Genomic DNA, 14,743 nt, shown 5'->3' with positions numbered 1-14,743 from the left:
CCGTTCGGCGGTGCGGCCGCCGTGGCCTCCGGGGAACGCCGAGGTGGTGGGCCGCCGTCGGCGTCCCACCACCCGTGGTGCCGGGCCGGGGTCAGCCCGCGTCGATCAGCCTGGTGATGACCTGGGCCAGTACGCCGAGGTTCGGGGCCTTCATCACCCCGAAGTGGTCCCCGGGCACCCGGTGCACCTCCAGCTCCGCGGTCAGCTCCCGCCACCGGGCGAGGTAGTCCGGGAACGACTGCCCGGAGGCGACCTCGTGCTCGCCCTGGGCCAGCTCGTCGCTGATGATGAGCTGGAGGCGTCCGGCGTAGCGCCGGTGCCGGTAGGTCAGGCACATCTCCATGACCTCGCGCCACATCCGTGCGGACGGCAGCCAGACCTCGCCGGCCCCGTGCTCGGGCAGGGTGATCCCGACCGCCGGATCGACGTCGTCCACCAGGTGGTCGAGCAGGTCCAGCGTCTCCTGGCGGAGCGCGGAGGTGTCCTCGTCGGGCCGTGCGGCGGCCAGCGCCTCCAGCTTCTGGACACACCGCTCGATCAGCCGGTACTCGCTCCACAGCCCCGGGCGGTCGTGGCTGTCCAGGCCGGGGTCGAGCAGCAGGAAGGTCACCTCCTCGCCCTCCGCCGCCAGCCGGTGCGCCATCTCGCTGACGATGCCGCTGCCACCGCACCAGCTGAACAGCCGGTACGGGCCCTCGGGCGCGGCGGCCCGCAGCTCGGTGAGGTAGCGGGCGGCCATCTGCTCGGTCGAGGGCGCCGGGCCGCCGTCCTCGGCCTGGAGACCCGGCCAGGCGAAGGCGGCGACCGGCTGATCGGGGTCGAGCTCCTCGACCAGCGGCCGGTACCAGTGGGCGCTGCCGCCGCCGGGGTGGACGCAGAACAGCACCGGCCTGGTCCCGGCCCGCCGCAGCCAGGTCAGGGCCGCGGCGGCGGGCAGGCCGGACTCCACAGCGGAGGCCAGTTCCGCGACCGTGTGGTGTTCCATGAAGGAGCGCACGGTCAGCTCGATGCCGTAGCGCTCGCGCAGCAGGGCGATGATCCGCAGGATCACCAGCGAGTGCCCGCCGATCAGGAAGAAGTCGTCGTGCACGCCGACCTGCTCAAGGCCCAGCACCTCGGCCCAGATCTCCGCCATGGCCCGCTCACCGGGGGTGCGCGGCGCGGTGGACTCCCGCTCGGCTCCGACCGCGGACGGCGCCGGGAGGGCCGCCCGGTCGATCTTGCCGCTGCCGTTGAGCGGCAGCTCCTCCAGCACCACCCAGTGCGTCGGCACCAGGTAGTCGGGCACGCGCTGCCGCAGCAGGCCGCGCAGGGCGCCCGTCCCGACCCGGTTCTCCGGGTCCAGCACGACATAGCCGACCAGCTGCTTGTACCCGTCCGTCCCGCGCTCGACGCCGGCGGCCGCGGCGCGGACCGGCGGAAGGCCGCTGAGCGCGGCCTCCACCTCACCGAGTTCGACGCGGTGCCCCCGGATCTTGACCTGGTGGTCGCGCCGCCCGAGGAAGTGCAGGGTGCCGTCGGGGTCCTGCCGCACCATGTCACCGGTGCGGTAGAGCCGGGCGCCGGGCCGCGTCCCGGTCGGGTCCGGGACGAACCGCTCCGCCGTCAGCTCCGGGCGGCCCAGATAGCCCCGGGCCAGTCCAGGACCGCCGAGCAGCAGCTCGCCGGGCACGCCGAACGGCACCGGCAGCAGCTCCTCGTCGACCACCAGGACGTAGGTGTTGGAGACCGGCCCGCCGATCGGGACGCCCCGGTCGGCGTCCTCGGCGGTCAGGCCCCGCCGTACGGTGGCGAAGGTGGTGCACTCCGTGGGGCCGTAGAGGTTGCTGACCGTGACGCCGTGCTCCAGCGCGGTGCGGAGCTGGACCGGTGAGAGCACATCGCCGCCGGTGAGCACCTGGTGCATTCCGGCGAGCGCGTCCGGCCGGTTCTCCACCATGTGCTGGAACAGCAGGGTGGTGGCGAACAGGGTGGTCACCTTGTGCCGGTCCAGCAGCTCCGCCAGCTCGGCCGCCGGGGTGACGCCGGGCGGGCTGATCGCCAGCCGGGAACCGTGGCAGAGCGCGCCCCACAGCTCGAAGGTCGAGGCGTCGAAGGCCAACGGGGAGTGCAGCAGCAGCACCTGGTCCGCGCCGAGGTCGGCGTAGTTCGGGTCCTCGACCAGCCGGACGAGCGCGCGGTGGCTCAGCTGGACGCCCTTCGGCCGGCCCGTGGAGCCCGAGGTGTAGATGAGGCAGGCCAGGTTGTCGGGGCCGATCCGCAGGTCCGGCGCAGTGGCCGGCTGGTCGGCCGGCGCCGACCACGCCTCGTCCACCGCGACCGTCTCCAGCCCGGGGCGCCCGGCGAAGCGGTGCGCGTGCCGGGGCCCGGTCACCAGGACCGGGGCCCGGGTGTCCTCCAGCACGTAGGCGATCCGCTCGTCGGGGTACTCCGGGTCCAGCGGTACGTAGTACCCGCCCGACTTGAGCACCCCGAGCAGGCTCACCACCGCCTCGATCCCGCGCTCCAGGCAGACGGCGACCGGTGTCTCCGGGCCGACCCCGTGGGACCGGAGCAGCCAGGCCAGCCGGTTGGCCCGTTCGTCCAGCTCCCGGTAGGTCAGCTCCCGGTAGGTCAGCTGACTGTCGCCGTACGCCAGGGCCACCGCGTCGGGCCGGCCCCGCGCCGCGACCAGCTCGGGTACGGAGACGTCCGGCAGCCGGGTCGCGGTCCGCTGCGGCACGGTGGGCCGGTCCAGCTCGGGCGCCCGGAAGGCACGCGGGTCGGCGTCGGCGTCGGTGGCCATCGCGGTGAGCACGTCCAGGTAGGCCGCCGCGATCGCGGCGAGCCGGTCCCGGCCGACCCAGCCCGGCCGGCAGGTCATCCGCAGCTCGCCGGGGAAGGTCCACACGTCGAAGGTGAACTCGTTGGGGCTGTCGTCGGTGATCGTCCCGATGTCCGACTTCAGGTCGTCGAGCACATGGAAGTCGAGGTAGCCGAAGACGACCTCGACCAGCGGGGTGCCGTCGCCCCAGGCACGCTGCATGGCGGGCAGCGGGTAGCGCCGGTGCGGCCAGAGGGCCAGCTCCTCCGCGAAGACCGACCGCAGCAGCTCGCGCCAGCTCGGCCGGCGCAGGTCGACGGCGAACGGCACGGTGTTGAGGTACATGCCGCGCACCTGGTCGCCGCCGGGCAGCTCCGGGCGCCCGTTGGCCACCGCGCCCGCCAGGAAACGGTGCTGGCCGGAGATCAGGCCCAGCACCTTGAGGTGCGCGGTGTACAGGACCGTCTTGAGCGAGGTGCCGGTGTCGGCGGCCAGTGTGCGCAGCCCCGCCTCCAGGTGCCGCCAGGGCAGCCGCACCTCGGTGGCGGGCAGCCGGGCCTCGGCCGGGGCGGTGTCGGCGGGCAGCCGCAGCCGGTCGAAGCCGGTGAGCCGCTGCCGCCAGAACTCCTGGTCGGCGGCGGAGTCGAGGGACTGCTTCTCCAGGGCGATGAAGTCGGCGTAGCGGACCTGCGGCGGCGCCGAGAGCCCGGTCTCCGCACCGTCGCGAAGCGCCCGGTAGGAGGCCCGCAGCTCGGCGATGACGGAGTGGTGGCTCCAGCCGTCCAGGATCGCGTGGCACTCGACGTGGGTCAGCAGCCACTCCCGCTCGCCGGTGAGGTGGACGTGGTACCGCAGCAGCGGGGCGCGGCCCACGTCGAACGGGGTCCGCTGGGCCTCGGCCCGGAAGCGGCGGACGGCCTCCTGCTGCTCCTCGGCGGTCAGACCGCGCAGGTCCGCCACGGTGATGTCCAGCTCGACCTCGGCGTGCACCAGCTGGAGGGGTTCGGAGTACCCGGACAGGTCGAAGGAGGTGCGCAGGATCTCATGGCGGGCCAGCAGCAGCCGGACCGCCTCGTCCAGCGCCTCCGCGGAGAACGGCCCGTCGTCGACGATCTGGAAGCTGGAGACGTTGAGATAGGTGTTGCGCTCGGGGTCGGCGAGCATCTCGTAGACCATGCCGGCCTGGACCTGCCCCATCGGGTAGGCGTCGACCAGGCCCTCGGGCAGCCGCGCGCGGTCGGCCGGGGCCAGCAGCTCGAAGCGGCCGATCGTGGCGGTCTGCGGGGCGGCGGCCGGGGCGGTGGCCGCGACCTCGGCCAGCCGGGCCACGGTCTGCTGGGCGAACACGTCCTGGACCGCCAGGGCCAGGCCCAGGCCGCGCAGGGCACCGACCGCCCGGATGGCGCGCATGGAGTCGCCGCCGAGCTGGAAGAAGCTGTCGTGCACGCCCACCTTGTCGGTGCCGAGCGCCGTCGCGAAGGCGTCCGCGATGGTCCGTTCGAGGTCGCTGCGGGGCGCGACGTACTCGCCGGCCAGCGCCGACCGGCTGCCGTCGGGCACCGGCAGGGCCTTGCGGTCCACCTTGCCGCTGGGCGTCAGGGGCAGCGCGTCCAGGAGCATCCAGTGCACCGGGTGCATGTGCTCGGGGAGGCGGTCGCGCACCCGCCGCAGGACGCGCTCGACGTCCGCGTCGGCGGGCACCAGGTGGGCGACGAGCTGCTGGTCGTGGACGGTGACGGCGGCGGCCTCCACCTCGGCGGACTCGGTCAGCACCGCCTCGATCTCGCCGAGTTCGACGCGCTGGCCCCGGATCTTCACCTGCTGGTCGAGCCGGCCCAGGTACTCGATGCTGCCGTCCGCCCGGTACCGGGCGAGGTCGCCGGTCCGGTAGAGCCGCCCGCCGGGCTCGGTGGCGAAGGGGTCGGGGACGAAGCGGTCGGCGGTCAGCTCGGGCCGGTTCAGGTAGCCGCGGGCCAGCTGGACGCCGCCGAGCAGCAGTTCGCCCGGTGCGCCGATCGGCAGCGGCCGCAGCCCGCCGTCGACGATGTAGGTGCGGGTGTTGGCGATCGGCCGTCCGATGGTGACGGGGAGTCCGGGCTCGCAGCGGGTGGTGGTGACGTCGACCGCGGCCTCGGTCGGGCCGTACAGGTTGTGCAACTCGCAGCCGATCCGCTCCGCCACGGCCGTGACCAGGTCGGCGGTCAGCGCCTCGCCGCTGCAGACCATCCGGCGCAGCGAGGGGAGCTGCGGCAGCGGCTCGGCCAGGAACGCGCGGAGCATGGAGGGGACGAAGTGCAGGGTGGTGATCCGCTCGGTGGCGATCAGCTCGGCCAGGTAGGCCGGGTCGCGGTGGCCGCCCGGACGGGCGAGGACCAGGGTGGCGCCGGAGATCAGCGGCCAGAAGAACTCCCAGACCGAGACGTCGAAGCTGTACGGCGTCTTCTGGAGCACCCGGTCCGTCGCGTCCAGCCGGTAGGCCTCCTGCATCCAGTGCAGGCGGTTGACGATGGCCCGGTGCTCGATCAGCACGCCCTTGGGGCGGCCGGTCGATCCGGAGGTGTAGATGACGTACGCCGTGTGCTCGGGGGCCGCGGCGAACACGGGGTCATGGGTCCAGCGGTCGGGCAGTTCCTCGGTGATGTCGACCAGGAACCGCGCGTGGCCGGCGACCAGCGGCGCCAGCCCGGCGTCGGTGATCACGACGTCGGCGCCGGAGTCGGTGAGCATGAAGCCGAGCCGGTCCGCCGGGTAGTCCGGGTCCAGCGGGAGGTAGGCGCCGCCGGCCTTGAGCACCGCGAGGAGGGCGACCACCAGATCGAGGCTGCGGTTCAGGCAGACGCCGACCACGGACTCCGGGCCGACCCCGTACGACCGCAGGTGGTGGGCGAGGCGGTTGGCGCGCAGGTTGAGTTCGGCGTAGGAGAGCTCGGCGCCCTCGAACCGCACGGCGGTGGCGTCCGGGGTACGGGCGGTCTGGTCCTCGAAGAACAGCGGCAGGGTGCCCGGCCGGTACTTCCGACCGGTCGCGTTCCACTGCCGCAGCAGGAGGTGCTGCTCCTCGGCGGGGAGGATCTCCAACTGCTCGACCGGCGTGTCCGGCGCGGCGACGGCCATCTCCAGCAGCCGGGTGAACCGGGCGGCGAACCGCTCCACGGTGCTCCGGTCGAACAGGGCCGAGGCGTAGTTGACGGCGCCCGCCAGCGAGCCGTCGGCCCGCTCGGCCAGGCCGAGGGTCAGGTCGAACTTGGCGGTGCTCTCACCGACCGGCAGCCGCTCGACCCCGAGGCCGCCCATCGCCGCCGGGGCGGCCGAGCCGTTGCCGTCCTCCCACAGCAGCATCGCCGAGAACAGCGGGTTGCGGGAGGGGTCGCGCTGCGGCGCCAGCTCGTCCACCAGCTGCTCGAAGGGCAGCTCCTGGTGGGTGTAGGCGTCCAGGGCGGACTCCCGGACCTGCCGCAGGAGTTCCGCGAAGGACGGGGAGCCGCTGAGGTCGGTGCGCAGCACCACGGTGTTGAGGAAGAGGCCGACCAGGTCCTGCACCTCCGGCCGGTGCCGCCCCGCAGCCGGGGTGCCGACCGCCACGTCCTGCTGGCCGCTCCACCGGCCGAGCAGCAGGGCGTAGGCGGCGAGCAGCGCCATGAACGGCGTGGCGCCGTGTTCGCGGGCGAGCGCGGTCAGCCGGCCCGCGGTCTCGGCGGGCACCGTGAGCGGCACCTGACCGCCGGCCGCGTCGCGCACCGGCGGGCGCGGCCGGTCGGTGGGCAGCTCCAGGGCGGGGAGTCCGGCGAGCTGCTCGCGCCAGTAGTCGAGCTGCCGTTCCAGCAGCTCACCGGAGAGCCGGTCGCGCTGCCAGACGGCGTAGTCGGCGTACTGGACGGGGAGTTCGCGGTCCGAGGCGGCGGCCCGTCCGGCGGTGGCCGCGGAGTACCGCTCCGTCAGCTCGCGGATCAGGATCTCCTCGGACCAGCCGTCGAAGGCGATGTGGTGGACGGTCAGGAGGATGGCGTGCTCGTCGTCGGAGAGCCGGACCAGGGTCGGTGCGAACACCGGGCCCTCGGCGAGGTCGACCGGGCGCCGCTCGGAGGTGACCAGGGCGGCCAGCCTGGCGTCGGCCGCCGCGCGGTCCAGGGCGCTCAGGTCCAGTTCGGTGAGGGCCACCGGGCCGGGCCGGTCGACGGCTTGCACCGGCTCGCCGTCGACGACGGGGTACCTGGTGCGCAGCACCTCGTGCTGTCGGACGATCCCGTCCAGTGCGGTGTGCAGCGCCTGCCGGTCGAGGTCACCGCGCAGCCGCAGCGCCGCCGTGAGCAGGTACTCGGTGGTGTCGGGGCGGAGCCGGTCGAGGATCCACAGCCGCCGCTGGGCGAAGGAGAGCGGCAGCGGGCCGGTGCGCGGGGCCCGGGTGAGGCCCTTGGCCGGCCGGGGCGCGGTCCGGCCGGCGAGGCGGCGGCGGAGCAGCTCGTTCCGCAGTTCCGCGCGGTCGACGCTGTCGGTCATCGGACACCTTCCTCGGCGAGCAGGCTCGCCACCTCGTCGTCGGAGAGTCGGGCGATGTCGGCCTCGACGGCTTCGGACACCGCCTCGGCGAGCAGGGCCACGGTCGTGGCCTCGAAGAGCCGACGCAGCGGCAGCTCGACCGCGAACGCCTCGCGCAGCCGGGCCAGCACCCTGGTGGCGAGCAGCGAGTGGCCGCCCAGCAGGAAGAAGTCATCGTGGGCGCCGACGCGTTCGAGGCCGAGGACCTCCGCCCAGACGGCGGCGACCAGCTCCTCGGCGGGGTCGCGCGGGGCCAGGTACTCGCGGGCGCCGTCGGTGCGGGCGAGCACCGGGTCGGGCAGCGCCTTGCGGTCGACCTTCTTGCTGGCGGTGAGCGGGAAGGCGTCCAGGGGCACCCAGAGGGAGGGGATCATGTACTCGGGCAGCAGCGCGCGCAGATGGCCGCGCAGCTCCTCGACGCCGGGCACGGCGGCCCCCGGCCGGGCCACCAGGTAGGCGGCCAGCCGCCGTTCGCCGGGCGCGGTCTCGGCGGCGACCGCGATGGCCTCCTGGACGGCGGGGTGCCGGGCCAGGGCCGCTTCGATCTCGCCCAGCTCGATGCGCAGTCCGCGCACCTTGACCTGGGTGTCGATCCGGCCGAGGAACTCTATGGTGCCGTCGGGCCGGTAGCGGACCAGGTCGCCGGTCCGGTAGAGCCGCTGTCCGGGCTCGGTGGCCAGCGGGTCCGGGACGAACCGGTCGGCGGTCAGCTCGGGCCTGCGGTGGTAGCCACGGGCCAACCGGACGCCGCCGAGGCAGAGTTCGCCGGGGACGCCGACCGGGACGGGCCGCAGGTCGGCGTCCAGGATGTGCGCCCGGGTGCCGGCGACGGGCCGGCCGAGGGGCAGCGCGGCGGCCTCGCGGGCCGCCTCCGGCGCCTTGTCCACCGGGTGCAGCAGGCAGGTGACGGTCGCCTCGGTGGGCCCGTAGTTGCACAGGAACCGTCCGGGCAGGCCGGTCGCGGCCCACCGCTGCGCGTCGAGGCCGGTCACCACGTCGCTGCCGACGTTCATCAGCCGGAGCGAGGTCAGCCGGTGCAGGTCGGGCGACTCCAGCATCGCCCGGTAGTAGGACGGGGTGATCTCGACGATCGTCACCCCGAGTTCGTCGAGCCGGGTGGGCAGTTCGGCGGGCGTCCAGAACTCCGGGGCGCCGACCACGACGGTGGCGCCGGCCACCAGGGTGGCGGCGATCTGGTCCATGGCGACGTCGAAGGTGAGCGCGGACAGCAGCACCACCCGCTCGCCGGGCGCGATGCCGTAGGCGTCGGCGATCACCCGGCAGTGGTGGGCGTACGAGCGGTGCTCGATCATCACGCCCTTGGGGCGGCCGGTCGAGCCCGAGGTGTAGATGACGTAGGCGAGGTTGCCCGGCCGCACCCGGACGGGCGCCGCGTCGGCCGGCGTGGCCCGCTCCCACTCCCCGTCGACCCGGAGCACCCGGTACGGGCCGGTGAGCCGGTCGGTGAACGCCCCGGTGGTCACCACGACCTCGGCGCCGGCGTCGGTGAGCATGAAGTCCAGCCGCTCGGCGGGGTGCTGCGGGTCGAACGGTACATAGACGCCGCCCGCCTTGAGCACACCGAGCAGCACCACGACCGCCTCGACACCGCGCTCCAGGCAGGACCCGACGACGGTCTCGGCGGTGACGCCGAGCGACCCGAGATGCCGGGCGAACCGGTCGGCGCGGGCGTCGAGTTCGGCGTAGGTGAGCTGCTGCCCACCGAAGACCACGGCGACGGCGTCGGGCGTCCGCTCGACCTGCCGCTCGAACAGCGCGGGGACGGTCAGCTCGTGCTCCTCGGCCGGGTCGAGCACCGCGGCGCGGGCGGACTCCGGGTCGGGCCACACGGTGAGGATGTCCCGCTGCTCGGCCTCGGTGAGCATGCCGAGTTCGGTGATCCGCGCGCCGGGCTCGGCGGCGATGGCGCCGAGCAGGGTCAGGTAGTGCCCGGCCATCCGCTCGACCGTGGCGCGGTCGAACAGCGCCGTGGCGTACTCGAACCAGCAGTGCAGCCGCCCGTCGGGCCGTTCCTTGACGGTCACCGTGAGGTCGAACTTGGCCACCTCCAGGCCGGCCCGCACGGGCTCGATCACGGCCTCACCGAGCCGGCCCGGCACGCCCGCCAGGTGCTGGTGCTCGAACATCACCTGGAACAGCGGGTTGCGGGAGAGGTCGCGCTCCGGCCGCAAGGCGTCGACCAGGCGCTCGAACGGCACGTCCTGGTGGGCGAAGGCCTCCAGCGTGACCCGGCGCACCTGGTCGAGGAAGTCGGTGAAGACCGGGTTGCCGCCGAGGTCGTTGCGGATCACCAGGTTGTTGCTGAAGAAGCCGACCAGCTCCTCGGTCTCCTGCCGGGTCCGCCCGGCGACCGGGGTGCCGACCGTGAGGTCCTCGCGTCCGGTGTAGCGGCCCAGCAGCACCTGGAAGGCGGCCAGCAGCAGCATGAACGGGGTCGCGCCGTGCCGCCCGGCCAGGCCCGCCAGGGCCTGCCCGACCGCCGGCGGCACGTCCACGATCACATTGTCGCCGTGGGTGTCGCGCACCGCGCCGCGCAGCCGGTCGGCGGGCAGTTCGACCGGGGTGAGGCCGGCGAGCCGGTCGCGCCAGTAGGCGAGCTGCTGCCCGGTCGCACCGGCGGACTCCTGCTCCCGCTGCCAGACGGCGAAGTCCGCGTACTGGACGGGCTGCCGGTGCAGCGGCGAGGGCGCACCGGCGGCGAAGGCGCGGTAGGCGGCGTCCAGATCACGCAGGTAGATGCCCATCGACCAGGCATCGAAGGTGATGTGATGCATCGTCAGCACCAGGAGGTGATCCTCTGGCGCGGTGCGGATCACGGTGGCGCGCAGCGGGTGCTCACGCTCCAGGTCGAAGGGGCGCCGCGCCAGCTCGTGGAGCAGTTCACGCGCCCGCTCCTCACCGACCTCACCGGCCACGTCGGTCAGGTCGGTGAGGGTGAACGCGACCGGCGCGGGCGGGTCGACGAGCTGCACCGGGTCCCCGCCGTTCGGGCGGTAGCGGGTGCGCAGCACCTCGTGCTTGGCGGCGGTCTCGTCGACCGCGCGGCGCAGCGCGTCGACGTCCAGCGGGCCGAGCAGCCGCAGCGCGATCGGGACGATGTACTCGGCGCTGCCGGGCTCCAACTGGTCGAGGAACCACATCCGCTGCTGGCCGAAGGAGAGCGGCAGCTCACGATCGCGGCCCACCGGCCGGATACCGTCCTGGCCGTCGTCGTCGGCGGTGTCGATCAGGGCGGCCAGCGCGGCGACGGTCCGCGCGGTGAACAGCTCCCCGACGGTCAGCTCGATGCCGAAGGTGCGGCGCAACCGCAGCACCAGCTTGATGGCGAGCAGCGAGTGCCCGCCGAGCAGGAAGAAGTCGTCCTCGGCGCCGACCCGCTCCAGCCCGAGGATCTCGGCCATCAGCTCGGCGACGGTCCGCTCGACGGCGGTGCGCGGGGCGACCCAGCGCTCGGCGGCGGGCTGCTCGCGCTCCCCGGGGGCCGGCAGCCGCCTGCGGTCGACCTTGCCGTTGGCGGTCAGCGGGACGGCGTCCAGCTCGACGAAGACGGAGGGGACCATCGCCTCCGGCAGCCGGGCCGCAAGGTACTCCCGCAGCTGCTCCGGGGCGATGCCCGGACCGTCGGCCGCCACGGTGTAGGCGACCAGCTCCGGTTCGCCGGCTTCGGGGCGGTGGACGGCGACCACGGCGGCGGCGACTGCGGGGTGGGCGGTGAGCCGGGCCTCGATCTCGCCGGGCTCGATCCGGACGCCGCGCAGCTTGACCTGGTCGTCGATCCGCCCGACGTACTCCAGCGCGCCGTCCTCCCGGCGTCGGACCAGGTCGCCGGTGCGGTACCAGCGGGCGCCCGGCTCGGTGGCGTACGGGTCGGGGGTGAAGCGGTCGGCGGTGAGGTCGCCGCGCCCGAGGTAGCCGCGCGCCAGCTGGACGCCGCCGACGCACAGCTCACCGGTCACCCCGAGGGGCACCCGCCGGTCCTCGGGGTCCACCACGTAGGTGCGGACATTGGGCAGCGGCAGGCCGATCGGCACCAGCTCGCCGGCCTCGTCCGGGTCGTACCGCCACGCGGTGGAGTCGATGGCGCACTCGGTGGGGCCGTAGGTGTTGAACACCTCCGCGTCGACGGTCTCACGCAGCCTGGCGCAGAGGTCCGCCGGAAGGGGTTCACCCGCGGAGCAGACCAGCCGCAGCGAGGTGCAGGCGGCCAGGCCCGGCTCGGCCAGCAGCAGCCGCAGCACGGACGGCACCAGCTGTAGCACGGTGACCCGGTGCTCGGCGACCGCGCGGGCCATCACCCCCGGGTCGCGGTGCGCCTCCGGCGGGGCCATGACGACGGTCGCGCCCGACACCAGCGGCGAGAGGAACTCCCACACGGCGGCGTCGAAGCCGATGGTGGTCTTCTGAAGCAGCCGGTCGCCGGGGCCGAGCCCGTACCGCTCCACCGACCAGAGCACCCGGTTGCGGATCGCCGCCTGCGGGACGACGACGCCCTTGGGCCGCCCGGTCGAGCCGGAGGTGTACATCACATAGGCGGCGTCGGTGCCGCCGACCGACGGCAAGCCGCTCTCCGGGGAAGCCGGTCCGGGCGCCTCGCCGTCGGAGTCGAGCAGCAGCGTGCGCGGGTGTGCGGGCAGCCGGTCGCGCAGGGACTCCTCGGTGAGCACCAGGCCCACCCCGGCGTCCTCGACCATGAACGCCAGGCGCTCCGCCGGGTGCTCGGGGGCCAGCGGCACATACACGCCGCCCGCCGCCGGCACGGCGAGCAGCGCGGTGACCAGGTCGGTGCCGCGGTGCAGGGCCACGCCGACCGGCGTCTCCCGGCTGACGCCCTCGGCGCGCAGGCGGAGGGCGAGGGCCCGTACCCGGCCGGCGAGTTCGCCGTACCGGGTGGGCCCGGCGTCGGAGACCACGGCGACCGCGTCGGGGGTGGCCCGCGCCTGGGCGAAAAACAGCTCGGTGAGCGACTGCTCGGGGCGCGGGTGCTCGGTGCGGTTCCACTCCGCGAACCGCTCCAGCTCCGCCTCGGCGGCGAACTCCAGCCCGTGCACCGGCGCTTCCGGCCGGTCCGCGAGCTCTGTCAGCAGTCGCAGCAGGTTGCCGGCCATCCGCTCGATCCGCGCCCGGTCGAAGAGCGCGACCGGGTAGACGAGCGTGGCGCCGAGCGAGCCGTCCGCCAGCTCGGCCAGGTGCAGCGACAGGTCGAAGGCCGAACTCCGGCTGGCCGTCTCGTACTTGGTGACCTCCAGGCCCGGCAGCCGGATCGGGCGGCGCTCGGCGTTGTGGAATCCGAAGCCGACCTGGAAGACGGGGTTGCGCGACAGGTCCCGCTCGGGGGAGAGGTCGGCCACCACCCGCTCGAACGGCACGTCCTGGTGCTCGTACGCGTCAAGGGTGGTCTCCCGGACGCGGGCCAGCAGGTCGAGGAAGGCGGGGTCGCCGGAGAGGTCCGTCCGCAGCACCACGGTATTGAGGAACATGCCGATCAGCTGCTCCAACTCGGCCTCGTCGCGGCCGGCGACCGACACCCCGACCGCCACGTCGCGCTGGCCGGAGTAGCGGGCGAGCAGCAGTTGGAACGCGGCGAGGTAGACCATGAACGGCGTCGCGGCGCGGCGCTGCCCCACCGCCGCCAGCCGCCCGGCGAGGCCGGCCGGCACGGTGAAGGCCACACTGTCCCCGGCCGCCTCCCACCGCGCCGGGCGCCGGCGGTCGGTGGGGAGCTCCAGCGGCTCCAGGCCCGCCAGCCGCTCCCGCCAGAAGCCGCGCCTGCGCTCCATCGTCTCGGCGGCCGCGTCCCAGCTCTCACGCTGCCACTGGCTGAAGTCCAGGTACTGCAGCGGAACGGGCTCCAGGGACGAGGGCGCGCCGGAGGCCAGAGCGCCGTACAGATCGTGCAGCTCACGGGCCAGGATGCCCCAGGACCAGCCGTCGAACGCGATGTGGTGCACCGTCACCAGCAGCGCCGCGTCCTGGTGCCCGAGCCGCACCAGGGTCAGCCGCCACGGGCCCTGCCCGCGCAGGTCGACCGGGGTCCGGGACTCGGCGGCGCGGAGCTCGCGCAGGCGCGGCTCCCGCTCGGCGGCCGGCACCCCGGTGAGGTCCACCAGGGTGAGGTCCACCGGCGCGGGGTCGTCGATGATCTGCACCCCGGCGCCGTCCACCGTGCCGTAGCGGGTGCGCAGCACCTCGTGCCGCGCGGCGATCTCGGTCAGGGCGGCCGACAGGGCCTCGCGGTCGAGCGGCCCCCGGACGCGGTAGGCCTCGGACATCAGGTACTCGGTCGAGCCGCCGGAGCGGAGCTGCTCGACGAACCAGAGCTGCTCCTGGGCGAAGGAGAGCGGGTAGCCGCTGTCACCGGTCGGCATCGGTCGCCTCCACGAGGGCGTCGGAGTTCCGGACGGCCGAGGAGGGCTCGGCCATGGCCACGGCGATCCTGCGCGGGCCGGTGAACGGCTCGCGGGCGTGCGCCGCCAGCATGTTGTCGACCAGCAGCACGTCGTCGAGCTGCCAGTCGAAGCGCCGCTGCTCGGCGCGGTAGCACGCGCGCAGGTGGGCGACGACCTCGTCCGGGATGGGCTTCCCGTCGCCGTAGTAGGTGTTGGTCGGCAGGTCCTCGTCGTCGAACATCTCGCGCAGCGCGGCGCACACGTCCGCGGCGAGCGTGGTCACGTGGAAGAAGGTGAGGTGGTTGAACCAGACCGTCTCCCCGGTGACCGGGTGCCGGTGCACGGCCTCGCGGCGCGCGCGGGTCCGCAGGCCGCCGGCCGTCCACTCGGCCTCGACGCCGTTGCGCGCGCAGTACGCCACGACCTCCGCCCGGTTCTCGGTGTTGAACGCCTGCTGCCAGGGCACCCCGAAGCCGTCGGTGAAGTTGCGCACCACCATCCAGCCCCGGGCGGCGAACTCCGCGCGCACCACGGGGTCGATCGCGGCGAGGACCCGCCGGGTGTCGGCCAGCGGCGTGGCGCCGAGGGTCTCCGGCGGCTGTACGCAGTGGAAGAACAGCGTGAGCGGCCAAGCCGCCTGGTAGGAGTTCTCGTTGTGGAGGAAGATCTCCTCCGCGGGCGGATAGTCGGTCGAGGTGTACACCTGCCCCTTGATGGTGCTGCGCGGTGAGGAGCGCTCGGCGTAGGCCAGCGGTTCGCCGGACACCGCGCGCACCACGCCCTCGAACCCGTCCACCCCGCCGATGTCGAACCCGCGCAGCAGGACGGCGCCGTGCTCGCGCAGGCGCCGGCGGATCAGGGGACGGGTGGCCGGCAGGTACTCGGCCACGGGCAGGCCGGGCGTGGGGGCCGACAGGATGAAGGGGAGCGCGCTGTCCGCGGTGGAGACCGCGCGCGGGGCCGGGTCGCAGGGGTTCGCAGTCATGCGCCTCAGGCT

Annotated in this window: 3 protein-coding genes; all 3 read right to left on the bottom strand. The window is 74.2% G+C overall.

What is annotated here, in order from left to right; all coding sequences use genetic code 11:
* Nucleotides 1–91 precede the first annotated feature (91 nt).
* Genes ACIQGZ_RS19325 through ACIQGZ_RS19315 form a run of 3 tightly spaced genes read right to left on the bottom strand, consistent with a single transcriptional unit; the run spans nt 92 to nt 14,731 of the window.
* The gene (locus ACIQGZ_RS19325) at nt 92–7,300 is read right to left on the bottom strand and encodes an amino acid adenylation domain-containing protein (RefSeq protein ID WP_402603221.1); all 7,209 of its coding nucleotides are present in this window, start codon (nt 7,298–7,300) and stop codon (nt 92–94) included.
* Nucleotides 7,297–13,725: an amino acid adenylation domain-containing protein gene (locus tag ACIQGZ_RS19320; RefSeq protein ID WP_402603220.1), complete on the bottom strand. Its 6,429-nt coding sequence runs from the start codon at nt 13,723–13,725 to the stop codon at nt 7,297–7,299. Before ACIQGZ_RS19320 ends, ACIQGZ_RS19325 begins: the two co-directional genes overlap by 4 nt.
* Nucleotides 13,712–14,731, bottom strand: coding sequence for a TauD/TfdA family dioxygenase (locus ACIQGZ_RS19315; protein ID WP_402603218.1), 1,020 nt, complete (start codon nt 14,729–14,731; stop codon nt 13,712–13,714). Before ACIQGZ_RS19315 ends, ACIQGZ_RS19320 begins: the two co-directional genes overlap by 14 nt.
* Nucleotides 14,732–14,743 lie beyond the last annotated feature (12 nt).

Origin of the sequence: Streptomyces sp. NPDC092296, assembly GCF_044755465.1 — a bacterium.
GTDB lineage: Bacteria > Actinomycetota > Actinomycetes > Streptomycetales > Streptomycetaceae > Peterkaempfera.
The sequence above is the reverse complement of the archived record's forward strand: the minus strand, read 5'-3'. Positions and strand labels throughout refer to the sequence as shown.